General features: G+C 67.0%; 32 protein-coding genes and 1 riboswitch. Of the genes, 20 read left to right on the top strand and 12 right to left on the bottom strand.

Annotated elements, in window-relative coordinates; genetic code table 11:
* The first annotated feature begins 42 nt into the window (after positions 1 to 42).
* Positions 43 to 756, top strand: coding sequence for a hypothetical protein (locus ASF79_RS15645; RefSeq protein WP_055856710.1), 714 nt, complete (start codon positions 43 to 45; stop codon positions 754 to 756).
* 57 nt (positions 757 to 813) lie between these two features.
* On the opposite strand, the gene ASF79_RS15640 is transcribed toward ASF79_RS15645, so the two are convergent.
* Positions 814 to 1488 (bottom strand): hypothetical protein, encoded by a 675-nt coding sequence (locus tag ASF79_RS15640; RefSeq protein WP_055856707.1) that lies wholly within the window; start codon positions 1486 to 1488, stop codon positions 814 to 816.
* A 329-nt stretch (positions 1489 to 1817) separates the two neighbouring features.
* Between ASF79_RS15640 and ASF79_RS15635 the strand changes: the two genes are divergently transcribed.
* The 9 genes from ASF79_RS15635 (at position 1818) to ASF79_RS15605 (ending at position 8217) form a co-directional block, all read left to right on the top strand.
* The gene (locus ASF79_RS15635) at positions 1818 to 2345 is read left to right on the top strand and encodes a transporter substrate-binding domain-containing protein (RefSeq protein ID WP_055857269.1); all 528 of its coding nucleotides are present in this window, start codon (positions 1818 to 1820) and stop codon (positions 2343 to 2345) included.
* Positions 2342 to 3319 (top strand): cation transporter, encoded by a 978-nt coding sequence (locus tag ASF79_RS15630; protein WP_055856704.1) that lies wholly within the window; start codon positions 2342 to 2344, stop codon positions 3317 to 3319. The genes ASF79_RS15635 and ASF79_RS15630 overlap by 4 nt, the downstream gene beginning before the upstream one ends.
* A 177-nt stretch (positions 3320 to 3496) precedes the next feature.
* A complete protein-coding gene (locus ASF79_RS17810) occupies positions 3497 to 3625 on the top strand; it encodes a hypothetical protein (RefSeq protein WP_268751150.1) in 129 nt (42 codons plus the stop codon).
* A 43-nt stretch (positions 3626 to 3668) separates the two neighbouring features.
* Complete coding sequence (locus ASF79_RS17440) at positions 3669 to 3830, top strand: hypothetical protein (RefSeq protein ID WP_156366293.1); 162 nt, start codon at positions 3669 to 3671, stop codon at positions 3828 to 3830.
* Positions 3808 to 4506 carry a DUF1275 family protein gene (locus tag ASF79_RS15625; RefSeq protein WP_055856701.1) on the top strand — a complete coding sequence of 233 codons (699 nt, stop codon included), beginning with the start codon at positions 3808 to 3810 and terminating at the stop codon, positions 4504 to 4506. Before ASF79_RS17440 ends, ASF79_RS15625 begins: the two co-directional genes overlap by 23 nt.
* An 80-nt stretch (positions 4507 to 4586) precedes the next feature.
* Positions 4587 to 5363 carry an aquaporin gene (locus ASF79_RS15620; RefSeq protein ID WP_055856697.1) on the top strand — a complete coding sequence of 259 codons (777 nt, stop codon included), beginning with the start codon at positions 4587 to 4589 and terminating at the stop codon, positions 5361 to 5363.
* Entirely contained in the window at positions 5360 to 5833 is a 474-nt protein-coding gene (locus ASF79_RS15615; RefSeq protein ID WP_082495978.1) for a fluoride efflux transporter FluC, read from the top strand. The genes ASF79_RS15620 and ASF79_RS15615 overlap by 4 nt, the downstream gene beginning before the upstream one ends.
* Positions 5830 to 6201 carry a fluoride efflux transporter CrcB gene (crcB, locus tag ASF79_RS15610; protein ID WP_055856691.1) on the top strand — a complete coding sequence of 124 codons (372 nt, stop codon included), beginning with the start codon at positions 5830 to 5832 and terminating at the stop codon, positions 6199 to 6201. The genes ASF79_RS15615 and crcB overlap by 4 nt, the downstream gene beginning before the upstream one ends.
* Before the next feature lie 114 nt (positions 6202 to 6315).
* Positions 6316 to 8217: an ABC transporter ATP-binding protein gene (locus ASF79_RS15605; protein ID WP_055856686.1), complete on the top strand. Its 1902-nt coding sequence runs from the start codon at positions 6316 to 6318 to the stop codon at positions 8215 to 8217.
* 25 nt (positions 8218 to 8242) lie between these two features.
* On the opposite strand, the gene ASF79_RS15600 is transcribed toward ASF79_RS15605, so the two are convergent.
* The 4 genes from ASF79_RS15600 to ASF79_RS15585 form a co-directional block, all read right to left on the bottom strand.
* Positions 8243 to 8602, bottom strand: coding sequence for a DoxX family protein (locus tag ASF79_RS15600; protein ID WP_055856684.1), 360 nt, complete (start codon positions 8600 to 8602; stop codon positions 8243 to 8245).
* Positions 8599 to 9189: a TetR/AcrR family transcriptional regulator gene (locus tag ASF79_RS15595; protein WP_055856682.1), complete on the bottom strand. Its 591-nt coding sequence runs from the start codon at positions 9187 to 9189 to the stop codon at positions 8599 to 8601. Before ASF79_RS15595 ends, ASF79_RS15600 begins: the two co-directional genes overlap by 4 nt.
* Positions 9190 to 9263: 74 nt before the next feature.
* Positions 9264 to 9650 carry a YybH family protein gene (locus tag ASF79_RS15590; protein WP_162239098.1) on the bottom strand — a complete coding sequence of 129 codons (387 nt, stop codon included), beginning with the start codon at positions 9648 to 9650 and terminating at the stop codon, positions 9264 to 9266.
* Positions 9647 to 10645: an acetamidase/formamidase family protein gene (locus tag ASF79_RS15585; RefSeq protein ID WP_055856676.1), complete on the bottom strand. Its 999-nt coding sequence runs from the start codon at positions 10643 to 10645 to the stop codon at positions 9647 to 9649. The genes ASF79_RS15590 and ASF79_RS15585 overlap by 4 nt, the downstream gene beginning before the upstream one ends.
* 270 nt (positions 10646 to 10915) lie before the next feature.
* Here ASF79_RS15585 and ASF79_RS15580 point away from each other — a divergent pair, with 270 nt between their 5' ends.
* The 3 genes from ASF79_RS15580 to ASF79_RS15570 all read left to right on the top strand — a co-directional run bounded on the left by ASF79_RS15580 (position 10916) and on the right by ASF79_RS15570 (position 13210).
* Positions 10916 to 11695, top strand: a complete 780-nt coding sequence (locus ASF79_RS15580) for an L-threonylcarbamoyladenylate synthase (protein WP_055856673.1) — start codon at positions 10916 to 10918, stop codon at positions 11693 to 11695.
* Positions 11696 to 11808: 113 nt separating this feature from the next.
* Positions 11809 to 12630: an alpha/beta fold hydrolase gene (locus ASF79_RS15575; RefSeq protein ID WP_055856668.1), complete on the top strand. Its 822-nt coding sequence runs from the start codon at positions 11809 to 11811 to the stop codon at positions 12628 to 12630.
* Positions 12623 to 13210: a TetR/AcrR family transcriptional regulator gene (locus ASF79_RS15570; protein WP_055856665.1), complete on the top strand. Its 588-nt coding sequence runs from the start codon at positions 12623 to 12625 to the stop codon at positions 13208 to 13210. The genes ASF79_RS15575 and ASF79_RS15570 overlap by 8 nt, the downstream gene beginning before the upstream one ends.
* Before the next feature lie 118 nt (positions 13211 to 13328).
* Here the strand turns inward: ASF79_RS15570 and ASF79_RS15565 are convergent, their stop codons facing one another.
* Positions 13329 to 14255, bottom strand: coding sequence for a CPBP family intramembrane glutamic endopeptidase (locus ASF79_RS15565; RefSeq protein WP_162239097.1), 927 nt, complete (start codon positions 14253 to 14255; stop codon positions 13329 to 13331).
* Between the two features lie 109 nt (positions 14256 to 14364).
* On the opposite strand from ASF79_RS15565, the gene ASF79_RS15560 reads away from it, so the two are divergent.
* Positions 14365 to 15648 carry a sensor histidine kinase gene (locus ASF79_RS15560; RefSeq protein WP_055856660.1) on the top strand — a complete coding sequence of 428 codons (1284 nt, stop codon included), beginning with the start codon at positions 14365 to 14367 and terminating at the stop codon, positions 15646 to 15648.
* Positions 15645 to 16271: a response regulator transcription factor gene (locus tag ASF79_RS15555; protein WP_055856657.1), complete on the top strand. Its 627-nt coding sequence runs from the start codon at positions 15645 to 15647 to the stop codon at positions 16269 to 16271. The genes ASF79_RS15560 and ASF79_RS15555 overlap by 4 nt, the downstream gene beginning before the upstream one ends.
* A gap of 36 nt (positions 16272 to 16307) precedes the next feature.
* On the opposite strand, the gene ASF79_RS15550 is transcribed toward ASF79_RS15555, so the two are convergent.
* Positions 16308 to 17060: an MBL fold metallo-hydrolase gene (locus tag ASF79_RS15550; protein WP_162239096.1), complete on the bottom strand. Its 753-nt coding sequence runs from the start codon at positions 17058 to 17060 to the stop codon at positions 16308 to 16310.
* Positions 17061 to 17087: 27 nt separating this feature from the next.
* Complete coding sequence (locus tag ASF79_RS15545; protein ID WP_055856652.1) at positions 17088 to 17786, bottom strand: phosphatase PAP2 family protein; 699 nt, start codon at positions 17784 to 17786, stop codon at positions 17088 to 17090.
* A 185-nt stretch (positions 17787 to 17971) separates the two neighbouring features.
* Here ASF79_RS15545 and ASF79_RS15540 point away from each other — a divergent pair, with 185 nt between their 5' ends.
* Entirely contained in the window at positions 17972 to 18364 is a 393-nt protein-coding gene (locus ASF79_RS15540; protein WP_055782568.1) for a PPOX class F420-dependent oxidoreductase, read from the top strand.
* 33 nt (positions 18365 to 18397) lie between these two features.
* Here the strand turns inward: ASF79_RS15540 and ASF79_RS15535 are convergent, their stop codons facing one another.
* From ASF79_RS15535 to ASF79_RS15525, 3 genes are read right to left on the bottom strand one after another with little or no spacing between them, the layout of a single operon-like run.
* On the bottom strand, positions 18398 to 18808 hold the full coding sequence (locus ASF79_RS15535; RefSeq protein WP_055856650.1) for an ASCH domain-containing protein: 411 nt from the start codon (positions 18806 to 18808) through the stop codon (positions 18398 to 18400).
* A 56-nt stretch (positions 18809 to 18864) separates the two neighbouring features.
* Complete coding sequence (locus tag ASF79_RS15530) at positions 18865 to 19152, bottom strand: circadian clock KaiB family protein (RefSeq protein ID WP_055856646.1); 288 nt, start codon at positions 19150 to 19152, stop codon at positions 18865 to 18867.
* A complete protein-coding gene (locus tag ASF79_RS15525) occupies positions 19149 to 20903 on the bottom strand; it encodes an ATPase domain-containing protein (RefSeq protein ID WP_055856643.1) in 1755 nt (584 codons plus the stop codon). The genes ASF79_RS15530 and ASF79_RS15525 overlap by 4 nt, the downstream gene beginning before the upstream one ends.
* A 116-nt stretch (positions 20904 to 21019) precedes the next feature.
* Between ASF79_RS15525 and ASF79_RS15520 the strand changes: the two genes are divergently transcribed.
* Positions 21020 to 21472, top strand: coding sequence for a BLUF domain-containing protein (locus ASF79_RS15520; RefSeq protein WP_055856639.1), 453 nt, complete (start codon positions 21020 to 21022; stop codon positions 21470 to 21472).
* Between the two features lie 30 nt (positions 21473 to 21502).
* Here the strand turns inward: ASF79_RS15520 and ASF79_RS15515 are convergent, their stop codons facing one another.
* Positions 21503 to 21829 carry a hypothetical protein gene (locus tag ASF79_RS15515; RefSeq protein ID WP_055782581.1) on the bottom strand — a complete coding sequence of 109 codons (327 nt, stop codon included), beginning with the start codon at positions 21827 to 21829 and terminating at the stop codon, positions 21503 to 21505.
* A 103-nt stretch (positions 21830 to 21932) separates the two neighbouring features.
* Positions 21933 to 22024: riboswitch (TPP riboswitch) on the top strand.
* Between ASF79_RS15515 and thiM the strand changes: the two genes are divergently transcribed.
* The 3 genes from thiM to ASF79_RS15500 all read left to right on the top strand — a co-directional run bounded on the left by thiM (position 22018) and on the right by ASF79_RS15500 (position 25000).
* Positions 22018 to 22824: a hydroxyethylthiazole kinase gene (gene thiM, locus ASF79_RS15510; protein WP_055856636.1), complete on the top strand. Its 807-nt coding sequence runs from the start codon at positions 22018 to 22020 to the stop codon at positions 22822 to 22824. Its footprint overlaps the riboswitch before it by 7 nt.
* Positions 22821 to 23486, top strand: a complete 666-nt coding sequence (gene thiE / locus ASF79_RS17575; protein WP_055856633.1) for a thiamine phosphate synthase — start codon at positions 22821 to 22823, stop codon at positions 23484 to 23486. The genes thiM and thiE overlap by 4 nt, the downstream gene beginning before the upstream one ends.
* Complete coding sequence (locus ASF79_RS15500) at positions 23483 to 25000, top strand: bifunctional hydroxymethylpyrimidine kinase/phosphomethylpyrimidine kinase (protein WP_055857264.1); 1518 nt, start codon at positions 23483 to 23485, stop codon at positions 24998 to 25000. The genes thiE and ASF79_RS15500 overlap by 4 nt, the downstream gene beginning before the upstream one ends.
* Positions 25001 to 25012: the final 12 nt, after the last annotated feature.

Genomic DNA, 25012 nt, shown 5'->3' with positions numbered 1-25012 from the left:
GTCGATTCGAAGCCCGCAGCCCCAATTGAGAAGGAGCCCTCCATGGCTGACGACGAGCGCCCTGCGATTGTGCCGCCGACCACGTCGCATGATCTGCCGACCGCCGACGAGGCGATCGCGGCGCTGTCGGATCGGGCCGGGGCGTTCTACAGCGCGCTGATGAACGAGCATTTCGTGCTCGAGTCGGCACGCAGCATCACCGTGAGCGAGGCCAGCAGCCGAGCCGCCCTGTACCTCACGACGCTGTCGAGCAGCCTCGTCGCCTTCGGCTTTCTCGCCCAGACGGCTTATGCGCTGGGATTCCTCATGGTGATCATCCCGGTCGTCTTTCTGCTCGGCATCTTCACATACGAGCGGCTCGTCGAGACCTCCCTCGAAGACGTGGCGGCTCTCGACTCCATCCAGCGCATCCGCGCCGTCTACTCCACGCTCCTGCCGGGAGCGGCGAAGTATTTTCCCCGCCCCGTCGGGCCGCACGCGCCCAACGAGATGCTCCCCATCGGCCGCCGGCATTCCTGGATCGGAGTGTTCTTTACGACGGCCACGGCGATCGCAGTGGTGAACTCGATGGTGGCCGGCGCGGGCGTCGCAATCATCATCGTGCAGTCCACCGAGCAGGCCACCCCGTCGATTCTCATCGGGCTGGGAACCGCCGCGCTTCTCGTCGTTCTACACGGTCTCTACCAGGAGTACCGCTACGCGGCCCTGCGCCGCTTTCTTCACGCAGAACCCAAAGACGGAACGCGCCTCGCCTAGCGCCGCTTCGTCGGTGCCCCTTCAGCTGCAGCGCTCGTGTCCGAACACCTTCTCGACCTAGAGCACGCCGGTTGTGAGCGACTCCCCCGCGGTGAGCGGCTCGCCCGATCGCCACGAATTCGTCGCGATCGCCAGGCCTGCGATACCGAGGACCGCCGCCGAGATGGGTGCCCACAGATCGGCGGCGGGGTATCCCTCGCCGTGCACGAGTGTGTACGGCAGAGTGCCGACGAAGCTGATCGCGATGAATCCGAAGATGAGGTCGAGTCGCCACATGTACGACACGAACGTGAAGAAGCCGGAGTAGCGCTGCGGGGTGGGCCATTGCGTCACGACCTTCCTTCGGGGCTTCTTGCCCTTCTTGCCCTGTTTCGTCACGAGCATGCGTCGCGGGGTCAGGCCTAGGCGGTCTGCGGTGTCATAGCCGATCGCCTTGATCAGCGAGAACAGCATCACACCGAAGCTTCCGGCGGCGGCGAACGCGTTGGCGATCACAACGATCTCGTCGTAGGTGCCGGGCCGATAGGCGTTCCAGTCCCAGCTCTGATCCGCGTTCGCGATGAACAGGGGCGTGAAGAAGATGGCCGTCCACGCGATGATGGGCACGAGCATCCAGAGCACCCGCTCGAGGTAGCTGCGGCGCGGCACATCGACATGGTTGGCGCCGCGGCCGTAGAGTCCGCCGTCGGGGTCGACGGCGGAACTCGCCTTATTCGAGAACTCCGCGATCATGATGGCTGCGGTCGCCAGCGTGAGGAGAAGGAACTCGATGCCGATGACGGCGTTGGCGTCCCACGAGAAGAGTCTGTCTCTCGTGGCTGCGGCCTACCAGCAGAAGGCCACGAACACGGCCACGGTCAGCAACGAGAGCAGGCTGCCGACGATGTACAACCACATGATGCCGCGCGTCATTGTTCCCGTCCTCGACCCGCCCCCTGCAGAGTCGCGCCAAGCTTCCACTATCCGAGGCCGTGCCGCGATGCGCAACCCTCGCCACCATCGAGTGGCCGAAGAGCCAGCGGTGGCGCAAGATGGATTCGTTCACGACGAGGAAGGCGAGCATGCGACGGCGTTCACGGCTGCGATTCGGCCGCGACTTGAGGACGGGGCTGGCTCTGGTCAGCGTGCTGTCACTGTGTGGATGCGGCCTGACAATCCCTTCCGACCCGTCGGGCACACTCGACGCCGTGCGAGGAGGTGTGCTTCGAGCGGGCATATCTCCGAACGCCCCCTTCGTCGACGTCACGGGCGTCGACGACGAACCGACGGGCACGGAACCGACGGGCACGGAGGTCGAGGCCATCGAGGCATTCGCCGACCACCTCGACGCCGACGTCGAGTGGACGATCGGGTCAGAAGAAGAACTGGTGCGTGACCTCGAAGACGGCGAGCTCGACCTCGTGGCAGGCGGGCTCACCGACGAGACACCGTGGTCGGACAAGGCCGGCGTCACCCGCTCGTACGACGACGTGACCGATGACGACGGAAGCGTGCTCAAGTTGGTGATGCTCGCTCCGATGGGCGAGAACGCATTCATCTCCGAGCTCGAGACGTTTCTCAGCCGCTACAGTCGCGAGCACAGCTCATGAGCCGCGAGACCGTGCGCTTCGGGCACACCGAGCTCCCCGAACGCCAAGCCACGATCCTTCGTCGTGCCATCCGGCTCGAATGGATAACCATCGGCTTTCTGGCCGTGACCGTCACGCTCGTCTTTCTCGTACTCGGTAGTTCCCAGGCGATGAAAGCCGCCTGGATCGAAGACCTGCTGTCGTTCATTCCGCCGATCGCGTTCCTCGTCGCCGTGCGCGTCACCCGCCGACTCCCCACCCGACGGCATCCCTACGGCTTTCATCGCTCCGTCGGTGTCGGGCACCTCGTCGCCGCCGTGGCGCTCGCCACCATGGGCAGCTATCTGCTCGTCGATTCGTCGATCGGGCTCATCCGAGCCGAACACCCCACCATCGGCACGATCGAGTTGTTCGGAGCCTCGATCTGGCTCGGGTGGCTCATGATCATCGTCATGGCGTGCACGGCTCTGCCGCCCGTGATCATCGGGCGCATCAAGCTGAAACTCGCTGACGAGCTGCACAACAAGGTTCTCTACGCCGACGCCGATATGAACAAGGCCGATTGGATGACCGCGGTCGGCTCGATCGTCGGCGTCACGGGAATCGGTCTCGGCCTCTGGTGGCTCGACGCCGCAGCGGCCATCTTCATCGCCGGCAGCATCCTCTTCGACGGCATCCGAAACCTGCGCGCGGCGCTGGCCGATCTCATGGACGAACGGGCCACCACCTTCGACGACAAGAAGCCCCACCCGATCGCCGGGCAGATCGACGATCACCTCCGCGGGCTCCCGTGGGTCGCCGACGCGGGCAGCCGGATGCGGGACGAAGGCCATGTCTTTCACGTCGAGTCGTTCGTCATTCCGAAAGACGACGTGGTGCCGACCCTCGATCAGCTCGAATCCGCGCGCCAGGAGTGCATCGACATCGACTGGAAGGTGCAGGACATCGTGCTCGTCCTCACTCGCGACCTGCCTGCCGTCGTCGCGCCGCGCTGACGGCCCCCTTCAGAAGATCTCAGCCGCGCCAGACACCGAATCCGAAAGCCCGAGGGTTCAGACGTTTGTCGTGCAGGTGCGCGCAGCCCCCGGAGTAACGTCGCACTCGCGCTCCGGAGGGCAGCTGAGAGGGTCAGCGAGCCGACGCCGGGGCGCGCCACGGGAACGAGGACAGCCATGCACGTGCCCAGCGACCTGACACCCGCTGCCCGTCGCGTTCTCGATCAGATCGAGTACCACCCCACGACCCACAACCTCGGTTGGCACGACCTGGTCGTCATGCTCAAAAACGCGGGGTTCATGTGATGACGAGATCTGCCAGCCCATCAGACCAGACCGGAGCGACATCGTGAGCCTGCCCAGCGACCCCAACCAAGACGGATTCGAATTCGCCGGCGAACCGGCCGACGCCGACGCATCCGAAGCGATTCTCAGCGAGCTCGACGACAGCGGGGACGACGCCGCAGAAGACGAGGCATCGACTCTCGATGACGTCGACACCCCCGAGTGATTCAGGCGGGCGCACGGTTCACGCCAGCCTGCTGCTGCTCTCGTTCGGCTCGGGCGCGGCAGACGCGTTCGCGTTTCTCGCTCTCGGCGGCATCTTCACCGCCAACATGACCGGCAACCTCATCTTGAGCGGCATGTTCACGAGACCCGAGTTCCTACAGACCTTCATCGGTTCCGTCACGGCGATCCTGGCCTTCGCGGCTTTTCTCTACCTCGGGTTCCGGCTGACGAGTACGCATCGTGTGCCGACGACCTCGCCCCGCGCCACGACCTGGACGCATCTCTTGATCGGCTCGATCGTGCTGCAGACGATCGTCGTGCTGGTCTGGGTCGCCGGATGGGCCACGGCCCCGAACGGCCAGATTCTCGCGGTGGCGCTCGCGTCTGCGGCGTTGGCCCTGCAAACAGTCGCGGCCAGACGCCTCTCGGATCGCTCCGGCGTCACGACCACCTACGTCACCGGCACGCTGACCAGCACGATGGAGTCCCTCGCCGAACGCAGCTCGTCTGGGCAGTTCATCCGCGTTCTCAGCATCCTCATGCTGCCGCTCGGGGCGATCTGCGAAACCGTCGTCATCGCATCCGCGAAATGGGCCGGGCCGATGCTGCCGTGGGCGGTGGCCATCGCGGCGGCGGCCGCTCTCGGCGTCGCCAGACGGGCCGTTCGCTCGGCATAGTCAGAGGTTGCTCACTTCGTCGAACCGTCTCGCGACAACAGTGTGAGTGGCCGCCGCGAGACCTTCTTTAGCCTGGCGGCATGACGAATCCCCAGCACCGGCCGTTTCCCGCTGCGTCTCGCCCTGGCTCGCGCGCCGCGGCCGAGTTCGCAGGAACGTTCCTGCTCGTCTTCGGCCTCGTCGGAGCAGCGCTGTTCACGGCACCCGACTCGAATGGGGCGACCGCGCAGCCCGGAACGGGTCTCCTGGGCGTCGCGTTGGCACTCGGCCTGGCCGTCACGGCAGGCGGGTTCGCGTTCGGTCCGATCTCGGGCGGACACTTCAACCCGGCCGTGACGCTGGGAACCGCGATCGCGGGACGCCTGCCCTGGCGCCTGGTGCCCATCTACCTGATCGCTCAGATCGTGGGCGCGATCGTGGGGGCGACCGCCGTCTACGGGCTCGCATCCGGAGCGAAGCAGAGCTTTCTCGAGAAGGCCGTGGCGTCGGGATTCGCGTCGAATGGCTTCGATTCGTTGTCACCCGGGCAGTACGGACTGCTTCCGGTTGCGGCAGTCGAGACGATCGCCACGGCGGTATTGGTGTTCGTTGTGCTCGCGGCCACCCACCCGGTCAAGGGAACGCCGTTGGCTCCGCTGGTGGTGGGCCTCACTCTCACGTCGATGCTGCTGGTCGCGCTGCCCATCGACAACGCGTCGATCAACCCGGCGCGGTCGATCGCCACGGCCCTCTTCGGCGGGCCCGAGTGGCTCTCTCAGACCTGGGTCTTCATCGTGTTCCCCCTGCTCGGCGGAGCGCTGGCCGCGCTCGTGTATCCGCGCCTGTTCGCACCGCGCGAAGAACAACCCGCGTCATGAGTGCCCCCGGCCGGCAGACAGCGGTATCACCGGCTCCGGATGCGCCGAAGCCCGACTATCGCACCTGGTCGGCGGTGTGGATGGTGTTTGTGGGCGGAGCCGTCGGAACCCTCGCCAGGGAGTCGCTCGACCTGATCACTCCGGCGCATAATCTGCCGCACACGACCTTCATCATTAACGTGGTCGGCTCGTTCGCTCTCGCGGTGATCTATGCGCTCGTGCAGCTGCGGGTCGAGACTTCGCTCGCTCAACGCCGTCTCCGACTGCTCCTCGGCACGGGCTTCATGGGCGGCTTCACGACCTACAGTTCCTTCTCCGTCGCGGTTGCGACTGAGGCCGTGCGCGGTTCTGTGCGCGACGCGGCGCTTCTCGCCGTGGCCAGCATCGTCATCGCCACCATCGCTGCCGTGACGGGCCGCTGTCTCGTCGAGACCTTCGTCACGGGGCCGCCATCCGGGAGCACCCGATGAACGATTTCTTGCCGCTCACCGTGATCGCGATCACCGTCGCCGGCGGGCTCGGGGCCGTCGCTCGCCTCGTTCTCGGCGGAGCCATCCAACACGCGGTACGCACGTCGTTCCCCGTCGGCACACTGGTCATCAACGTCAGCGGGTCGTTCCTCTTGGGGCTCATCATGAGTTCGGCTCTCGCGCCGGCCGGCCCTGCGTGGCTCGCCATAGCGGGCACGGGATTCTGCGGCGGCTTCACGACCTTCAGCACGGCGAGCGTCGACAGCGCCGACCTGCTGCTCAAACGCACATGGATGCGTGCGGCGATCTACGCCGTCGGCACGGCCCTCGCATCGTTCGGGGCGGCGGCGCTCGGGTACTCGATCTGACGAGAGCCCCTCTCGATCGACGTCTTTTCGTCAAGCCGGGCGCCCGCTGGTCAGAACCTCGAGCATGACCAGTCAGACTTTCATTGTGGCCCGGTGCCCTCGAAAGGAATTGCTATGAGCATGGAGAGCGCGGCCTGGAGCTCGCTGTACAAGATCTCGTCTGCCAGAGACGGCAAGCACGGCTTCTCCCGCGAGTCCGTGCGGCGCATCCTGACGTTCGCGGTGCCCTACCGGGCCAAGCTCGTGATCTTCATCGCGCTCTCCGTCGTGGGAGCCTTTCTCGCCGTCGCAACTCCGGTACTCGCCGGCCAGGTGGTCAACGTCATCGTCGCCCGGGGCGCGGTCAACACGATCGTGTGGCTCGCCGTCGTCATCGCCCTCGTGGCCGTGGCCGACGCCGCCGTGTCGCTCGTGACGCGCTGGTACTCGGCACGAATCGGCGAAGGCGTGATCCTCGATCTGCGCACCGCCGTCTTCAACCACGTTCAGAAGATGCCGATCGCATTCTTCACCCGCACCCGCACCGGCGCCCTCGTGAGCCGCCTCAACAACGACGTGATCGGCGCTCAACAGGCCTTCAGTGGCACACTCTCCGGGGTGGTCACCAACGTGGTTGCGCTGATCCTCACCCTGATCGTCATGCTCAGCACGTCGTGGCTCGTGACGATCCTGGCCGTGATCATGCTGCCCCTCTTCTTGTTTCCTGCACGCCGCATGGGCAGCCGACTCGCTGCCCTGCGCCGCGAGGCCGCCGACCACAACGCCGCTATGAGCACGCAGATGACCGAGCGCTTCTCGGCTCCCGGCGCCACCCTCGTGAAGCTGTTCGGCCGGCCCGACGACGAGGCCGAGGAGTTTCGCGTGCGCGCCGCCCGCGTGCGAGACATCGGGGTGCGCTCCGCGATGCTGCAGTTCGTCTTCGTGACCGCCCTGACGCTCGTCTCAGCCCTCGCCCTCGCGCTCGTCTACGGGCTCGGCGGCTTCCTCGCCCTCGCCGGCCAGCTCGACACCGGCGACGTGGTCACGCTGGCTCTGCTGCTCACCCGCCTCTACGTACCGCTGACCGGCCTCGCGAGCGCCCGGGTCGAGATCATGAGCGCGGTGGTCAGCTTCGAGAGGGTCTTCGAGATCCTGGATCTCGAACCGCTCATCCAGGAGAAGGCCGACGCCGCATCCGTGCCCGACGGTCCGGTGTCTGTCGAGTTCGACGATGTGCGCTTCGCCTACCCGTCTGCCGACAAGGTGTCGCTCGCCTCGCTCGAAGAGGTCTCGACGCTCGACACCCGCGGTGGCGAGGAGGTTCTGCACGGTTTGTCCTTCAGGATCGAGCCGGGCCAGACCGTCGCCCTTGTCGGTACCTCCGGCGCGGGAAAGTCCACGATCGCGCAGCTGCTCTCGCGCCTCTACGACGTCGACAGCGGCGCCGTGCGTCTCGGGGGTACCGACGTGCGTGATGTCACCTTCGCCTCGGTGCGGCACACCCTCGGCATGGTGACCCAAGACGGCCATCTCTTCCACGAGACCATCCTCTCTAACCTGCGTCTCGCGAGGCCGGATGCATCCGACGACGACGTGTGGGACGCCGTGCGACGAGCGCGACTCGAGCCGCTCATCCGGTCGCTGCCCGACCAGCTCGACACCATGGTCGGCGAGCGGGGCTACCGGCTGTCGGGCGGTGAGCGCCAGAGGATGACCATCGCGAGACTCCTGCTCGCCCAGCCACGGGTCGTCATCCTCGACGAGGCCACGGCGGCGCTGGACTCGACCTCGGAGGCTGCCGTGCAGGCGGCCCTCAGCGAGGCGCTCGAGGGACGCACGGCAATGGTGATCGCACACCGCCTCTCCACGATCCGCAGTGCAGACCAGATTCTCGTGATCGAGGATGGCTCGATCGTGGAGCGGGGAACGCACGAGGAGCTGCTGGCTGCAGGCGGGCGGTATGAGGAGTTGCACCGCACGCAGTTCGCGGTGCAGAAGAACGTCGCGGCCGACGAGGACGCGCCGACCTCGCCTTAATCGCAGAGTTCGGTCGCCGCTGAGGCTAGAGGGCGAGCGACAGCACGAGGACCGCGACGGAGAGCAGGAGCATGCCGAGGCAGTTCATCCAGAATGCTTGCCCGGTGTTGCGTGCTCGCACGTGTGCCGCCGCCGCGCTGCAGAAGTAGACGATCACACCGACATTCGCAGAGAAGGCGACGCCGGGCACCCAGATGCCCACGATCAGACCGACCACTGCCAGGGTCTTGATGACGACCAAGATCCACCACCAGTCGCGCGGAAAGTTGACACCGTCGAGGCAGTCGCTGATGAACTTCGGCGGGCGCACTGACATGGCCGCATCGACGAACAGCACCAGTGCGAGAAGGGCCGCCGGCCACCATACGTCGGGAATGAGGATCATCTCGGTTGCTCCTTGCAGGTACAGATAGCGGCGAACGTGGCATGCAGGCTGTCGGCGAGCTCGTTCTCGTCGATCGTGGGGCGCGCCGACCAGCTGAAGAGGGTGCCGATATAGGCGAAGTAGATCGCTTGGGCGATGGGCGCGACGGCTCTGGGCGAGGTGCATCCGTGACGCGAGATCGCGGCCGAGATGTCGTCTACGAGCAGCACGGCGAGACGAGAGAAGAGGGGGGACGGTTCTTTTCCCAAAACCTGGATCGAGGCGTACACCCGGGAAAGATCTTGCCTGCTCGCGAACAAAGACACGAAAGGCCGCACGAGGTTCACCATGCTCTGGGCGCATGACGCGTCGTCGCCTGAGTCGGGGGTCGTGCGTTCATGGCCGGCCTCGATCAAACCGTCGAAGATCCGCACGAGCAGAGCGTTCTTGTCTCCTACGGCCATCACCGAGCCGACGCTCATGCCACTGGCGTCTGCGATGTCTCGAATCGTCGCCGCCTCGAAGCCGCGCTCACGAAAGAGTCGGTCCGCCGCGGCGAGCACCCTCTCGCGGGTCGCTTCGCGCAGCTCTACGCGTGTTGCTGCCATGACTCCTCCAATGAACGTGTTCAGTGAACACGATCAGCGTAGTGCATCCGGGAGCCATTCAGACGCATCCAGACCTAGCCGCCACCGACGGAGCGGCGGGCGATGAGCCACGTGCCACCCGTCTTGCGCAGTGACTGCGAGATGCTGGCGACGGCGCGCACCTCGCCGTCAGCCTCCACGAGGGTGAGCGTGGAGCGGGCATCCGCGGTCGCGTCATCACCTGGTGTGACGACGACATCGCTCGTGACATGCCGCGTGCCGACAGGTTCAGCCGCCCAGATGCCACCAATCGCCGACCGAACTGCGTCGCGGCCAGAGGCGGAACCCTGGGTTCCATCCAGCACCATGTCGGGTGTCGTGAGAGCAAGATACCCGTCGACGTCGCGCGCTGTCGCAAGCTCATCCGCTCGCCGAACCACCGCGATGATCTGTTGCTGATCGGCGCCGGACAGAACGCTCACGTCGCGGGCCTCAGCCATTCGTTGATCTGTGCCACCTTGTCGGGCGAGAACACCCTCTTCGGAACCACGCCATGAACCGTCTTCGCGGGTACTGACGAATACGCGGACCCGGTCTGGTTCGCGAATTGGGTGACCCGAAAGCTCACCGAGAGGCTGCACAGAGCGTAGGCCTCACTCTCCGTGATTCCCGCCGCGGCGTGAAGCCACGCGATGAGGCCGCGCAGACACTGCACGAGCGCGTCGTCGAGAGTGTCGCTGAACCCGAATCCGATCCACTCCGTCTCTGTCTCGACCAACGGCCCAGACAAGGCAACGTTTTTGCGCAGGTCGTAGCGGATCACGAGTTCTTCCGCGGCCGTCTCGATGGCCGTCTGGTCGACGACGCCATCGCCCTGAACGGCATGGATGTCTCCGAACCAGACCCGTCCACCCGGTTTGAACACGGGAAGAAAGACAGAGCTGCCCGCCGTGAGCGAGTTCAGTACGAGGTTGCCGCCATACGGTCCAGAGAGGATGGCGCTCGTCGCACTCTCCCCGGCCGGCTCGGTGCCGATGACTCCCACGAAGGGGTCCAGATCGAATTCGACACCCGGAACGAATTCGGCCCTCCGGCGGTCGTCGTCGAAGCGGAAGTAGTGCAGATAGGGCTCGGAGAAATCATGGGGCAGTGCGCCGACGCCCAGAGGGAAGCTGTTCCAGCCCCAATCGAGGGTCCGCAGCGTCTCGATGGTGCATTCGATGACATCTCCAGGCTCGGCTCCGACGACCTCGACGGGGCCGAGCATCGAGTAAGGGCCCTGCGGATACTTGTGGCGCAGCGGCTCCCGCTCGGCGAACGTCATGCCGAACACGGCCTCGTTTCCCCAGTGGGTCCATGTGTGGGGAAAAGACACGCGATCTCCGGAAGGGATCGATACGACCGGCGGAGCTGTCGGGTCGAGGTAACCGGATCGGATGGTGTCAGCGGTCGATTCCACGACGTGCGGCTCAGTCATTGCTCCCCCACTTGCCTCGTTGATGCCATCTTGCTCGATAGAGAAGTCCCGCGACTGCATCATTTGTCGCGACCTCGCATGTCGTGCACGCAAACGGACCTCAAGCTTCACCCCCGCCTTGAAGACGCTGAACGACCGCCGCTAAAGCCGCCGTCAGGCATCCGGCACCAAGGCGCCGACCGTACGATCATCTTGCTCAGACGATCGTCTAGTGAGATCGACTGGGCGAAGACCATAATTCACCGCGTCACGATCATTGAACGGAACCCGATGAGCACCACACCCATCCACTGGACTGGCGGCACGCCGACCGAGGCAGTCGACCTGCTGTCGGGCGAGGGCGGCATCGCCGTCGTGGCCACGAAGGTCGGCTACATCATCATGACGAGCGACAAAGAGGGTCTCGAGCGCAAGTTCGACGCCAAGGAGCGCAACCGCAACAAGCCGGGCGTCGTGCTGGTCAGCTCCCTCGAGATGCTGCGCAAGCTGGCCCAGCTCACTCCCGAGATCGACTCGCTCTACGAGCGCTGCTGGAATGAAGACGTGCTGCTGGGATGCATCCTGCCCTGGAGCGAATCGGGCAGGGCGTCGCTACCCGCCGACGGTTCAGACGAGCTCATGATGGACACCCGGGGCACGTCGTGCTTCGTCATCAAGTTCGGGCTTCCCGCAGAGAACACGGCCCGCGAGCTCTATGAAAAGCACGGAAATATCGCCTTCGCCAGCTCGGCGAACCCCTCGGGCAAGGGCAACCGGGGCCTCGTCGAGGGAATCGGCGGGCGCATCTTCGAGGCTGCCGACGTGATCATCGAGGCCGACGACTACGTCGCGTCGATCCAGCCCGACAAGGATGCCGACAGCCGCTACGAGCAGGGCGTCATGGTGTCGATGGTCGACGTGTTCGGCACCCTCGTGCCCGAGCAGAACGGTCAGCGATCGATCACGCCGGCGCCGACGCTGATTCGCAAGGGACTGGCGGTCGACCGGATCATGTCACTGCTGGCCGACACGTTCTCGAGCTGGGACTACCGCCAGGGCGAGTACTACTGACCCCGGCTCGAAAACGAGGTGCCGGCCGGGTGCGCGCCTGGCCGGCACCTCTTTTTCTTTCGTTATCTACTCTGGCTATTGACGTTAGCTAAACAGGAATGCATACTAGCCACATGACAACTTCCTCCTCGACTCGTTACATCGTCCGGCCCGAAGGCCGCATCGCTTATGACGTGCAGGGCACCGGCCCTCTCGTCGTCTTGGTTCCCGGAATGGGCGATCTTCGCGCCGCTTACCGCTTCCTGGCTCCCGAGCTTCTCGCCGCGGGCTACACCGTCGCCACCACCGACCTCCGGGGCCACGGCGACAGCGACAGCACCTTCTCGTCGTACGGCGACTCTGCGACCGCCGGCGACATCGAGGCTCTGATCGACGAACTGGGCGGAAAGGCTGTCATCGGCGGCAACTCGCTCGCAGCCGGCGCGGCCGTCATCGTCGCCGCCGCACACCCGGAGAAGGTCTCCGGACTGGTGCTACTCGGACCGTTCGTGCGGAATCCTCACGCATCGGCGTTCCAGATCTGGTTGTTCCGCGCGATGATGGCGCCGCTCTGGGTGTCCACGATGTGGAAGGCCTACATGCCCACGCTCTACAAGGGCACGAAGCCCGCCGACTTCGAGCAGTACCGCGACACGGTGATCGCGAGCCTCAAACGCCCCGGATACGGCAAGGCGTTCTCGCTCACGACCAATCAGACCGACCACGCCCCCGCCGAAGCGAGCCTCGCGCATGTGTCGGCACCCGCGATCGTCATCATGGGCGAGACCGATCCCGACTTCACGGACCCTGTCGGTGAGGCCACCTGGATCGGGGCGAAGCTGAAGGCCGAGGTCGTCATGGTTCCCGACGCGGGCCACTACCCCCAGTCGCAGCGGCCCGACATCACCACGCCCGCTGTCCTGGGCTTCCTCGCCACGGTGACCGCCGTTGCCTAGGGCGGGCCTCACCCGCGACGGCGTCGTCGAGACGGCCGCGGTCATGGCGGATGAGGTGGGGCTCTACTCCCTTACCCTGGCGGCCCTGGCCGAACGGCTCGGAGTGAAGCAACCGTCGCTGTACAAGCACCTCGATTCCCTGGCGGGCCTGCATCGAAGCGTCTCCCTGCTCGCCAAGCGCGAGCTCGGAGAGGCGATCTCGCGGGCGGCGGTCGGCAGATCCGGCTCCGACGCGATCTTCGCGATGTCGCACGCCTACCGCAACTGGGCGATCCTGCACCCGGGCCGCTACGACGTCACGCAGATTCCGGCAGCCCCGGGAGACGTCGAAGACGAGAACACGATGATGGCTGCCGTGCAGGTGATCGCCGATGTGCTCACCGCGTACCGACTCGACGGCGACGATTCGGTGGATGCGATCCGTGCCTTCCGGTCGCTGCTGCACGGCTTCGTCTCTCTCGAGACCACGGGCGGATTCGCCCTCAAGGCAGACATCGATCGCAGCTTCGAACGCTTGATCCACGGCTTCACCGTGGCGCTCGACCACTGGACCGACCCCGTCGAGCACGGCGGCGCGTAGAGCGGGTGCTCCGGGCGCGTCACTACTCAGGAGAAGTGCCCAGAATCGGCAGCATTCGCACTCGGCAGGCCGCTTTTTCCTGAGTTAGAGCGCCAGCACAGGGATGCCGACCCGCGACTCAGCTCTCGCCGTGCAAGATGCGCTTGCCTCGGCGCAGAGCGGTGACGACCAGCACCAGTCCGAGCACCGCCTGCACCCCGCCGATCACGAGCCACGACGTGACCGGCTCGACCTGGTGCAGGAACGCCACGGCGAGATAGTTGCCCACGTGGAACCCGCCGTGAACGCCGACGGCCGCCCATAGCGAACCCGTCCACAGCAGCAGGCCCACAGCGAGCAACGCGAAGCCGAACGGCAGTGCGAGGTAGATCACCTGCTCCCCCACCGACTGCTGCCCGCCGCTCGACACGAGGTGGATCACCGTGAATGCGAGTGTCGTCACGATGACCGCGAGCGCCGGTCGCTCGCGCAGTCGCCACAGCAGCATGCCGCGGAACAGCAGCTCTTCGGGAATGCCCTGCTGCACGAATGCGAGCCCGACGTAATAGGCGATCAACAGCGCGATGATCAGCGGGGTCGCTTCGCCGCCGGGCAACTGCGAGTCGTCGAGCACCGGTCCGGTCGCCGGCAGCAACGCGATCGCCGCGAACGCGCTCCCCGCCGCTATCGCGACTCCGAGAAGCAGCCACAGAATCGAACGCCTGCCCCAACGCCACCCGGCGGCGCGAATCGGGGCGCGCTCGACCCACCGCATCCAGAGCCACACGCAGAGCACCACGATGCACAGCACGATCGCCTGCAGCACGAACCCCAGCGCGAAGACCCACGGCGATGAGCCTTCGACGATCTCGGTCGTTCCGGGTATGAGCAGAAGCACGGCGGGCAACAGCCCGGCGATGACGTTCGCGCTCAGCAGGATGCCGATGGCCACCACGACGCGCACGGCTATGCCGAGCGGGCCGACGCCGAGTCGTGGAGACCCGGGCGACGACGCGGGCGAGGTGGGCGCGGCAGGTGGGGTGGATGCGAGGGGTGCGGTGGTCATATTCAGCACGCTACGGAGCCGCCAGGCATCCGGCCCGCCCCTGGGGTCACGACGAAACGTGACTGCGGTCACGTGCGGACGGCCCGCGCGACTGAATACGCTCGAGGGTATGCCCAGCATTCCGACCCGCCGCGCCCTGCTGCTCGACCTCGCCGCGGCCATCGGGTTGGGCGGGCCGGCGCTCATGGTGCTCGACTCCTTCGACAGCAGGCCCGGCGAGGCCACGATGTCGGTCGTGCTGCTGCTGATCGCCGCCATTGTGATCTGGGTGCTGTGGCGCCGCTCCGGGCAGAGGTCACGCACCGCTGCGATCGCCTTCGTGATCGTCGCCACGGCGACCCTGATGCTCGGCAACGGCGTTCTCTATTACGGCATAATCTGGGCGGCCTGTCTTATGCTCGGCGTCACCTTCGCGAGGGGCGCCGTCGTGTGGGGCTACGCCGCGGCACTGGTGACGTTGTCCGTGGCACTGCATCTCTCGTCCGGCAGCTCGATCGAACTCCTGGTGGCCGAAGCGATCGGCGCCGCGTTTTTCACCGGCATCGCTGCCGCGGTCGCGGTCATCTTGCGAGACAGCTTCAGCGTGGGCGAGGCCCTGCGCGGTGCACTCGAGCAGCTGGATGCGGCCAACGCCGAGCTGCGGGGGCGCCTCGACACCGACCGCGACCTGGTTCTCGCCGAGGAGCGCGAACGCACCGCGCGCGAGCTGCACGACGGCCTCGGCCACCGCCTCACCGCCATCGGCCTCTCGCTCGACTACGCCGCTCGCGTCGACGACTCGGATGCCGGGCGCGACGAGCTGCGTCGCGCCCGCGAGCTGGTCAGCGAGTCTCTGGATGCGATGCGCCGGCTCGTGCGCGCGATGCACCCGGTCGAGCTCAGCACGCTGGGCAACGCGGAGGCATTCCGCGCCGTGGCCGAGGCGTTCAGGGGCACGGGCATCGACATCCGCGTGACGATCGAGGGCGACGACTCGGCCCTGAGTCACGAGCGCTCGCTGCTGCTGCTGCGCTTCGTGCAAGAGGGGCTGACCAACGTGGTGCGGCACTCGAACGCGAGCGAGGCGGAGCTGCGCGTGGTCGTCGGTTCCGGCGGCAGCGACGAGCTGAGCGACGGCGGCGTGAACGCCGTGCTCGAGGATCGCGGGGGCGCGTCGAGCGCGTCGGCTACCTCGTTCACTCAGGGCTTCGGCCTCCGTTCCCTGAGCGCCCGAGCCGAGGCCCTCGGCGGAACGCTCGACGCCACGCCCACTCCGTCCGGCTTCCGCCTGTCGCTCGCCCTGCCCGCGCCGGCGGATACATCGGTCGATGCCCGGCAACTCCCAGCGCGCGCGACGGTGGGCAGCGAGACAGGCGCCGCGGCGCGCGCCGCCGTCGCGGGCTACGCCACGTGAGCGCCATCCGGGTGCTGATCGTCGACGATCAGGAGCTGTTGCGGCGAGGCCTGCGCATGATCCTCGAGACCGATCCGTCTATCGACGTGGTGGGCGAGGCCGAGAACGGCACGCGCGCCCTCGCACTGATCCCCGAGCTGGCCCCCGACGTGGTGCTCGCCGACGCCCGCATGCCCGTGCTCGACGGGCTCGGACTGGTGAAGCAGTGCGCCGCGTCGCATCCGGGTCTGCCCGTGCTCGTGCTCACGACCTTCGACGACGCGCGCCTGGTGCGCGAGCTGCTCGACGCCGGCGCCGCCGGCTTTCTGCTCAAAGACATCTCGACGGATGCGCTCACGGGCGCGATCCGCCAGGTTCTGGCCGGCGGCCTCGTTCTCGACCCCCGCGTCGCCCGAGCCGCACTCTCTCCCGCCCAGCCGACCGACCGGCATCCGGTTCTCACCGACGCCGAACGCGCCGTCGCCGACCTCGTGGCCCGCGGAATGCCGAATGCCGAGATCGCCGCGCGGCTGCACCTGGCGCACGGAACGGTGAAGAACACGGTGTCAGCGCTGCTGCGCAAGCTCGACGAACCCGACCGCACCGCTTTGGCGCTGCGTCTCGCGCGTGGGGTGGATGCCTAACGGCGGTCCCCTCCGCGGCGATTCTCGCCCCTTCGATCAGAAGGCGCTGCCGTACTCGATCGCCTGCCGCGCCGCCTCGGCCGGAGAGCCGTGGAAGGCCGGGCCGTGCCCGGGCAGTACCACGGATGACGGAATCCTCTCGAGCAGTTCGAGTGTCGCGCGCGCCCGGTTCACGTCGCCGTGGAACATCTCGGGCAGCAGCTGCGGCCCCGCCTGCTCGCTCGTCGGGTGCCCGGTGATGAGAGCGTCGCCGGTGACGAGAACGCCGTGTTCGGGGAGGAGGAAGCCCAGATGCCCGCGCGTATGGCCGGGGAGCGGTACGGCTTCGATCGACACTCCCACCACGCTGAGATCGTCGAGGTCGTCGACCGCGATGACCCCCTGCGGGGCCTCGACCTCGAGTCCTCCCGCTTCGACGGCGTGAGTGAGCCACTCCGATACTCCAGGCCTGTCTAGATGCGGTTGCACGTCGGCGAGGCCGACCTGTTCGATGACCTCGCGCTGGATGTTGGGGATCTCGTCTCGCGCCGCGTAGACCGGGCAGCCCGAGAGGCGTGAGACGAACGTGACGTTGCCGATGTGGTCTCCGTGGCCGTGCGTGAGCAGAATGGCGCGCACCTCCTCGACCCCGTAGCCGAGCTCTCGTAGAGCGTCGACGACCGCCTGGCGATCGCCCGGGTATCCGGTGTCGATCAGGATCGGACCGAGAGAGCCCTCGATCACGACCCAGTTGACCGACGGTCCGCGCACGAGGTGCACACCCGTTGCGACGTTGTCGATGTCACTCATCATTCGCCTTTCTGCTCATGCACAGTTCTACCGCCTGCCGGGCCAGAACCGGGCGAGAAGCCAGTCGACCCACACGAGACGTGCAGCCGGCGCCACGAGCACAGCCCAGGCCACCGACGCCAGTGCATCCGTGGGGTAGTGCAGGCCGTCGATGACCACGGAGAGAACGACGACCGCGACGAGCACGCTGCCCACGACCACGCCGGTGCGGAACCAGCGGGTGCCGGCGAGCAAGTAGAGCGCGGCGATCACGAACGCCACCATGAACACGGTGTGCCCGCTCGGGTACGAGGCGTCGACCGGCGCAGGAAGAGTCGGGTGAGCGAGGAGCTGCGCATCCGGGCGAGGCCGATCGACGAGGATCTTCACCAGATCGGAGGGCACCCAGGTGAGCGCGACGACGCCGGCGAAGGCCGCGGCCCTGCGCCAATTGCCGCCAGCGAAGCCGATCACCACGGCGATGAGCGCGGTTCCGACAATCGCCGGTCCCGGTCCGATCGCCACGTAGACCGCCGAGGTGAAGACCCCGAGGGCTCCGACGTGAGCGTCGTTGAACGCCTGCGACAGCTCTTGATCGATGGCATGGGAGCGCAGCAGGAACCCGAGCAGGGTGAGCACCAGGACGGCGACGATCGCGACGATCAGTGTGCGACGGGGACGCGGGTCGGCCCGGAGAATGTACGAGTGCGCCCCGGGGATCGGGGCGGCGTGCTTCACGGAGGGCATACGGTCCATTCGGTTGTTCGCGGGTGCGGCCCGACGAACACTCGCTCGAGCGGACCGCCGGTCACCGACGCCGTCGTGCGGTCGCGACCAAGAGTAGGCATCCGGCCCACCGGCAAGCTGCGAATGGGCCGTGGGCACAGCAAACGTGGTGCAATGAGTGCAGCCCAACCGCGGAGGAGACCCCCATGACGTTGCCCGACTCTCTGCTCGATCTGCTGCGCAAGCCGAGCCCCTGCTTTCTCTCCACGATCATGGCCGACGGCTCTCCACAGGTCACCGAGACCTGGGTCGACACCGATGGCGAGCACGTGATCATCAACACGGTGGCCGGTTACGTGAAGGTACGCAACGTCGAGCGCGACCCGCGCGTCGCGGTGGCCATCCAAGACCCCGAGAACCCGTTCCGGTACATCCAGGTGCGCGGCGAGGTGATCTCGATGACCACCGACGGCGGAGTCGAGAGCATTGAGGCCCTGTCGCAGAAGTACACGGGTCAGCCCTACCCCTGGTACGGCGGGCGCGACCAGCAGCGTGTGATCCTGACGATCAAGGCGAACAGCGTCAGCGGCCAGGGCTGATCAGGCGATTCAGGCCTCTCTTCAGCGCTCGACTCAGCGCTCCACCAGAGCGAACTGCTCGAGCACGACGAGCGACGAGTCGGTGAGCTCGAAGCCGTCTCCGAGTTCGGCGCGCATGGCCGCCGAGGTCCAGAAACGGGTGTGCCCGGCGCGCCAGTCGGCGACCGACTCGTAGCCCTCGCCCTCGGCGATGGCATGCTCCAACGACACGTCCTCGAGAGCTACCACGCGCACGGCGGTCGTCTCGATCACGGCCACCCGTTCTCCGCTCGAGTCGACGACCGCGCCCACGTCGCCCACGAGGGGTAGCGCTTCTTCACCGACCTCGTATTCGCGCAGCAGCGAGCTGGTCGCCGTCTTGGCTCCGGATCGAATGGCATCGACGAGGCGATCGCGGAGGGGGCCGGGGAAGGCGAACTCGACGACAGGAAGCTGGTCACGCATCCGACCAGCTAAGCAGGTGCCGGCCGACTCGAAAAATCAGCGCCGACGCTCACTTCTCAGGCGGCGGCCAGCAGCGACCTGACCTCGTCGAGTTCGTGCAGGTCTCCGACGATCGTGGTCGTGGCGGTCGGGGTCTCGACGATGAGGCTGGGCGTGAAGTAGACGCGGTATCGCAGCGCGTAGTCGGGCTGCTGGAGGATGTCGATCACGCGCACGTGCGACGCCTCCGCCAGACCGTCTCCGATGAGCGTGTCGAGCGTGGCTCGCGCCGATCGCGTCGCCGACGATTCTCCTGCCACGAGCAGGGTCAGCTCGGCACTTCTCGGTGTCGATGTCTCGGTCATTCCTGCTCTCCTTCGCCGTCATTCGCGAGGTTGCCCGACCGACGAGCGGCCACACGAGCTTCGAGCGCCGTGGCGGTTCGCTCCAGCGCGCCGTCTCTCGTCGAGCGCAGCCGATCGAGGTCTCGGCGGCGTAGATCGACCTCGTTGCCGAGGCCCGAGATGCGGCCCTCCAGCTCCGCCATCGAGGCAAGGATCTCTGCTTCGCCCCGCTCGTACTCCACGGCGCGCAGCCAGGCGGCGGTGCGGTCCTGTTCTTCTTTCTGGGCACGTGCCGACCCGAGCAGCACGTCGCCATCGGCGATGTAGGCCGGGCGCAGCTCGATCCCCTCCGAGGTGATCACGAGCTCTCGCACCTGGTTTGTGTGCGCCGTCGCCCTCGACTTGACGATCGTCAGCGCACGGTTCCGTTCGCCGCCGTTCGCGATGTAGGTGAGGTGGATCCAGTTGTCTGCGATCGTCGAGATGTTGCTCTTGGTCGCCTCCTCGTCGAGCGAGGCCGCGCCGTGCAGCAGTGAGGTAAGCAGCACCGTGATGCCGCGCTGACTCAGGCTGGTCAGAAGGTAGCTGAGCGACTCGTCGGCGAACGGATGCCCGGAGCCGGTCAACGCCGAGACGGGGTCGATGACCACCGCGTTGGCGCCCAGCTCGTCGACGGCACGAATGATGCGCAGAGCGGCCTCCTCGGGGGTGCCACCGGCGGCCGACTCCTCGAGAATGCGCAGAGTGCCGCTCTCGAGAGACTCGCGGAACGAATAGCCGACGCTCGCGGTGTGCAGCTCGAGCTGAGCGCGCACCTCGTCGAAGCTCACGTAGAGAACCCGGCCACCGCCCTGCACGACAGCAAGGGAGAACGCGGCTGCGAGGGTGCTCTTCGATGTTCCCGGAGCGCCCGAGAGCAGCGTTCTCGAGCCCACGAGATACCCGCCGCCCAGCAGCGGGTCGAGCTCTGTCACGCCAGTAGGCATCCGCTCGTCTGGCCGCGACGCGGCGGCACCCGCCGCGAGCGACCCGGGAGCCAGCCCGCCGGCGATCACGAGCTCGACCCCGTCGTTCGTCATGACCACCGGAACGATGTGCCCGATGTGAGCCGCGCCCCTGTATTTGGTGACCTGCAGGGTGCGCGAGATGGCATTGCCGGTCAGCAGGCGGTCGAGCACCACCACGCAGTCGGTCTGGTAGTCGAGGATCTCGGCCCGCATGCGTGCTCGTTCGTTCTCGACACTCGCCTTCGCCGTAATCAGCACGGTGAGGCCCTGGTTGCGCACCCAGTCGGTCAGACGCAGAAGCTCACGCCGCTCGTCGGCCTCTTCGAGCAGCAGAGAGAGCAGCGAGTTCAGTCCGTCGAGCATCACGATCGTGGCGCCCGAGGCGTCGGTCACGGCGAGCAGCGTGGCGATCAGCCCCTGCATGTCGAATCGGCCGGAGATATGCAGATCCGTCGGCATTCCGGTCTCGAGCACGATCAGCTCGTCTTCGGCGAAGCCGTTGGCACCCCACGAGAAGCCGGCCATGTCTTCGAGCACGCCGTCGGCGGTCTGCTCGAAGCTGATGAAGACGGCGCGCTCACCTTTACTCACCCTGTGGGCGAGGATCTGCAGCCCGAGCACGGTTTTTCCGGCACCCGCGGCACCGAAGATCGTGATCACGCGCCCCCGCGGCAAGCCACCGCCGGTGATGTGATCGAGGCCGGCGATGCCGGTCTCGAGAACGGATCGTGACTCGTCCTCCTGGTGCTGCGCTTGCTCGTCCATGTCATCCGTTCGTTGATGTCAGGCACGCTTGCCGAGGCCCGGTCTCGCGATCATACCGAGAGAGAGCAAAAGTCAACTCCTGCCCAGCGCGAATTCGTCTGCGTAATGTTGGAGCAATGAGTCCCACGCGTCATCCGGTGCTGTCTGTCGTCTACTCGAGCACCGCCACCACAGCCTTCACCGATTCCGATCTCGCCGCCCTCCTCACCGTGAGTCGGCAGAACAATTCACAGGCCGGGCTGACCGGCATGCTCGTCTCACGGCACGACCGATTCCTGCAGGTTCTCGAGGGGCCAGAGGCCCAGGTCGACCAGCTCATGGCGACGATCGCGCAGGATTCCGGGCACCACAGCGTGCGCGTTCTACTGCGCGAGCCCATCGAGCGCCGCCAGTTCGCCGACTGGACGATGAGCTTCAAGCAGCTCACCAGCGTCGACGAACACACGGTTCCGGGCTACCGGGCCGCCTTCGACGACCTCGCCGACGAGAGCAATGACGTGAACGTGACCACAGCGGCGGTGCGCGAGCTCGTCCGTTGGTTCCAAGACAGGCCGACGCCGACGATGTAGCGACTACGGGTCGCGCGATGAAGACTGCGGTCAGTCGGGGCGCGTGGCGGTAATCGTGGCCGTGACTCCGGCCGGGGTGAAGTCACCTGCCAAGCGGATGAGCTTGCGATAGGGCTGCCAACCGTACTCGCGTGTCTCGACCTTGCCGTCGGTCTCCACGAAGAGCTCGAAGCCCCGCTCCCCCTTCACCGCGTGCACCCAGGCGAGCACCTCCTCGACCGATTCGGCGCCCGTAACACGTTGCGGGTCGTGCGCGGCAGGGCGTTCCACGTCATCGCCGGTCCAGAAGCAGACCCAGTAGATGGCCGCGTCCTCCGGTTGCGCATCGAAGTACGACTCGTCCCATTCCGCTCGCACCGAGACCTCCCCTTCTCTTTCCGTCGCTCGACGCTAGCGCGAACGGCCAAACGGCAAAAGAAGTTACGCAGTCGGTCTGCGGCGCTTGCTAGGCTGGCCGCAATTACGTGACACGGGGTGCCCATCCGGGCTGAGAACACACCCGTCGAACCTGATCTAGTTCGTACTAGCGAAGGGATGTCGCGCTCATGCGCACGTCAAAACTATTTATTGAATCCACCGTCGATGCCCTCGAGCAGGTGCGGCTGACCAGCCCGCTCGTGCACTGCATCACCAACAGCGTGGTCGTGAACTTCACGGCCAACGCCCTTCTCGCCGTCGGGGCCGCGCCCGCAATGGTCGACATAGTCGGCGAGGCCGGGCCGTTCGCGACCATCGCGTCCGGCCTGCTGATCAACCTGGGCACCCCGACGCCCGAGCAACGCGGCGCCATGATCGAAGCGCAGGCCGGAGCCGCAGCGGGCGACACTCCTTGGGTGCTCGATCCGGTCGCCATCGGATCGCTTCCGGTGCGCACACCCCTCGCGTACCGCCTGCGCGATCTGCACCCCACGGTCGTGCGCGGCAACGCCTCCGAGATCATCGCGCTCTCGGGCATGGGCGAGGGCGGGCGCGGCGTCGACGCCCTCGACTCGGTCGAGGCCGCCCTTCCCGCCGCCCGCTCGCTCGCCGAGACCACGTCGGGCGTCGTCGCCGTCTCCGGTGCCGTCGACCTACTCACCGACGGCACCCGCGTGGTGCGCCTCGCCAACGGCGACCCGCTGCTCACCCGCATCACGGGCGGCGGATGCGCGTTAGGCGCCGTGATGGCCGCATTCCTGGCGGCCCACGACGACCGTCTGGCCGCGACGGTCGCGGCGGTTACCGTCTACACGGTCGCCGCCGAGCTGGCCGCTGAGAAGTCGGCCGGCCCGGGAAGCTTCGGCGTCGCCTTCCTCGACGCGCTGTCCTCCGTCGACGCCGACGACATCGCCGCGCGAGCGAGCATCTCGTGAGCCTCGATTCGTCGCTCGATCTGTCTCTCTATCTCGTGACCGACACGGCCCTCGCGACGGCGGCCGGGCATCCGATACTCACGGTCGTGCGCGAGGCTGTCGCGGGCGGCGTGACCGTCGTGCAGCTGCGCGAGAAGAACGCCACGGCCCGCGAGTTTCTCGACCTGGTGTGCCGGGTGGCCGATGCGGTGCCCGACGAGGTCGCGGTGATCGTCAACGATCGGGTGGATGTCTTTCTCGCCGCTCGCAGGCTCGGCGCGTCGGTCAGCGGCATGCATCTCGGGCAGTCCGACCTGCCGCCCGCTCTGGCACGCGAGCTCATCGGCCCCGATGCCGTGCTCGGGCTCAGCGCGTCGACCACGGCGCAGCTGCTCGAGGCCGAGAACGACCCCGGCGCGGTCGATTACGTGGGCATCGGGGCGCTGCACGCGACCACGACGAAGACCGACGCGCCCCGGCCTCTGGGGATCGAGGCGTTCGCGGCCCTGGCCGCATCCACTCGCCTGCCGGCCGTCGCCATCGGCGGTATCGGGCGGGCAGACATCGCGCCGCTGCGCCGTGCGGGAGCGGCCGGTGCCGCCGTGGTGTCGGCGATCTGCTCGGCCCCCAGCCCGGGCGACGCCGCACGAGAACTGGCGAGCGAGTGGAGGAGCGCCCGATGAGCGCCGAGACGGCTCCCCTGGCGACCCGAACGTCTGCGACCCGCGCCGTTCCTCGTGTGCTGAGCATTGCCGGCACAGACCCCACCGGTGGTGCCGGGATCCAAGCCGATCTCAAGAGCATCGCGGCGAACGGCGGCTACGGCATGGCGGTCGTCACGGCCCTCGTCGCGCAGAACACGCGCGGGGTGCGCTCGGTGCATGTGCCTCCCGTGACGTTCCTGCGCGAACAGCTGGATGCCGTGAGCGACGATGTCGAGCTCGACGCGGTGAAGATCGGGATGCTCGCCGACGTCGACGTGATCGCCGCCGTGCGCGAGTGGCTGGTTCGGGTGGCGCCGCCGATCGTGGTGCTCGACCCCGTGATGGTCGCGACCAGCGGAGACCGACTGCTGCGGGCCGATGCGGAGGGCGCGCTTCGCGAGCTGGCCCGGCTGGCGCACGTCGTCACCCCGAACATCCCCGAGCTGGCGATTCTGGCCGACGAACCGCAGGCGACAAGCTGGCAGCAGACGCTCGATCAGGCCGCGCGGGTGTCGGCGCGACTCGGCGTGATCGTGCTGGCAAAGGGCGGGCACCTCGAGTGCGACACCGCACCCGACGCCCTGGTCGACGCGACGGGTGACGAGCTGCTCGTGACCGTCTACGAGGCCTCGCGCATCGAGACGACGAACACGCACGGCACCGGATGCTCCCTATCGTCGGGCCTCGCAACCCGGCTCGTCGGCTCTGTTCGGCCGGCGCACGCGGTCGGCGAGGTCAAGCGCTGGATCAGCGAGAGCATCCGGGGCGGCAGCGACCTCGCTGTCGGCGGCGGCAACGGTCCGATCCACCACTTCGCGGGAATGTGGCAGCGCGCCGGGCTCGACACCTGCCCCACGCCCGGCGAGATCCGAGCCAACTGGTGGGAGAGCATCCGCGAGGTGCGCGAACAGATCGATGCGCTGCCGTTCGTGCTGGGTCTCGGCGACGGATCGCTGCGCGACGACGCCTTCCGCGGATATCTCGCTCAGGATGCGCTCTATCTGCGCGACTACGCACGTGCTCTGGCGACCGCGAGCGCCCTGGCTCCGACCGTCGCAGAGCAGGCGTTCTGGGCCGCGGCCTCGCAGGGGTCGATCACCGCCGAGCTGGAGTTGCACGAGTCGTGGCTCGCCGACGGGGCGTACGACGGAACCGTCGCAGACGACGCGACGAGTGCGTACCTCAATCACCTGCTCGCTCGGTGCGCCGAGGGCAGGTACGACACGCTCATCGCCGCGCTGTTGCCGTGCTTCTGGCTGTATCAGGACATCGGCCTGCGGCTGCTGCCTCGATCGCACGACACCCACCCCTATCGATCGTGGATCGAGACCTACGCCGACGCCGGCATCGCCGAGGTGACCGAGACGGCGGTCGAGTTCGTCACGCAGGCTGCTGCGCGCGCCGACGAGCGAGGTCGCGAGGCGATGCGAGAGGCGTTCACCCGCTCTGCGGAGCACGAACTGGCGTTCTTCGCCGCGCCACTGCTGTCGTAACAGCGGAGGCCG

Source organism: Agreia sp. Leaf335, from assembly GCF_001423605.1.
Lineage (GTDB): Bacteria > Actinomycetota > Actinomycetes > Actinomycetales > Microbacteriaceae > Agreia.
Note: the sequence above shows the minus strand (reverse complement) of the source record. Positions and strands in the feature narration are given on the sequence as shown.

Coding starts and splice junctions, on each gene's coding strand:
- ASF79_RS15605 (WP_055856686.1), top strand. CDS start 6,316: ATGAGCATGGAGAGCGCGGCCTGGAGCTCGCTGTACAAGATCTCGTCT.
- ASF79_RS15560 (WP_055856660.1), top strand. CDS start 14,365: ATGCCCAGCATTCCGACCCGCCGCGCCCTGCTGCTCGACCTCGCCGCG.
- ASF79_RS15540 (WP_055782568.1), top strand. CDS start 17,972: ATGACGTTGCCCGACTCTCTGCTCGATCTGCTGCGCAAGCCGAGCCCC.
- ASF79_RS15595 (WP_055856682.1), bottom strand. CDS start 9,189: ATGGCAGCAACACGCGTAGAGCTGCGCGAAGCGACCCGCGAGAGGGTG.
- thiM (WP_055856636.1), top strand. CDS start 22,018: ATGCGCACGTCAAAACTATTTATTGAATCCACCGTCGATGCCCTCGAG.
- ASF79_RS15545 (WP_055856652.1), bottom strand. CDS start 17,786: ATGCCCTCCGTGAAGCACGCCGCCCCGATCCCCGGGGCGCACTCGTAC.
- ASF79_RS15620 (WP_055856697.1), top strand. CDS start 4,587: ATGACGAATCCCCAGCACCGGCCGTTTCCCGCTGCGTCTCGCCCTGGC.
- ASF79_RS15640 (WP_055856707.1), bottom strand. CDS start 1,488: ATGATCGCGGAGTTCTCGAATAAGGCGAGTTCCGCCGTCGACCCCGAC.
- ASF79_RS15535 (WP_055856650.1), bottom strand. CDS start 18,808: ATGCGTGACCAGCTTCCTGTCGTCGAGTTCGCCTTCCCCGGCCCCCTC.
- ASF79_RS15585 (WP_055856676.1), bottom strand. CDS start 10,645: ATGACTGAGCCGCACGTCGTGGAATCGACCGCTGACACCATCCGATCC.
- ASF79_RS15520 (WP_055856639.1), top strand. CDS start 21,020: ATGAGTCCCACGCGTCATCCGGTGCTGTCTGTCGTCTACTCGAGCACC.
- ASF79_RS15580 (WP_055856673.1), top strand. CDS start 10,916: ATGAGCACCACACCCATCCACTGGACTGGCGGCACGCCGACCGAGGCA.
- ASF79_RS15500 (WP_055857264.1), top strand. CDS start 23,483: ATGAGCGCCGAGACGGCTCCCCTGGCGACCCGAACGTCTGCGACCCGC.
- ASF79_RS15630 (WP_055856704.1), top strand. CDS start 2,342: ATGAGCCGCGAGACCGTGCGCTTCGGGCACACCGAGCTCCCCGAACGC.
- ASF79_RS15625 (WP_055856701.1), top strand. CDS start 3,808: ATGACGTCGACACCCCCGAGTGATTCAGGCGGGCGCACGGTTCACGCC.
- ASF79_RS15530 (WP_055856646.1), bottom strand. CDS start 19,152: ATGACCGAGACATCGACACCGAGAAGTGCCGAGCTGACCCTGCTCGTG.
- ASF79_RS15615 (WP_082495978.1), top strand. CDS start 5,360: ATGAGTGCCCCCGGCCGGCAGACAGCGGTATCACCGGCTCCGGATGCG.
- ASF79_RS15600 (WP_055856684.1), bottom strand. CDS start 8,602: ATGATCCTCATTCCCGACGTATGGTGGCCGGCGGCCCTTCTCGCACTG.
- ASF79_RS17810 (WP_268751150.1), top strand. CDS start 3,497: ATGCACGTGCCCAGCGACCTGACACCCGCTGCCCGTCGCGTTCTCGAT.
- ASF79_RS15550 (WP_162239096.1), bottom strand. CDS start 17,060: ATGAGTGACATCGACAACGTCGCAACGGGTGTGCACCTCGTGCGCGGA.
- ASF79_RS15645 (WP_055856710.1), top strand. CDS start 43: ATGGCTGACGACGAGCGCCCTGCGATTGTGCCGCCGACCACGTCGCAT.
- ASF79_RS15635 (WP_055857269.1), top strand. CDS start 1,818: ATGCGACGGCGTTCACGGCTGCGATTCGGCCGCGACTTGAGGACGGGG.
- crcB (WP_055856691.1), top strand. CDS start 5,830: ATGAACGATTTCTTGCCGCTCACCGTGATCGCGATCACCGTCGCCGGC.
- ASF79_RS15525 (WP_055856643.1), bottom strand. CDS start 20,903: ATGGACGAGCAAGCGCAGCACCAGGAGGACGAGTCACGATCCGTTCTC.
- ASF79_RS15565 (WP_162239097.1), bottom strand. CDS start 14,255: ATGACCACCGCACCCCTCGCATCCACCCCACCTGCCGCGCCCACCTCG.
- ASF79_RS15575 (WP_055856668.1), top strand. CDS start 11,809: ATGACAACTTCCTCCTCGACTCGTTACATCGTCCGGCCCGAAGGCCGC.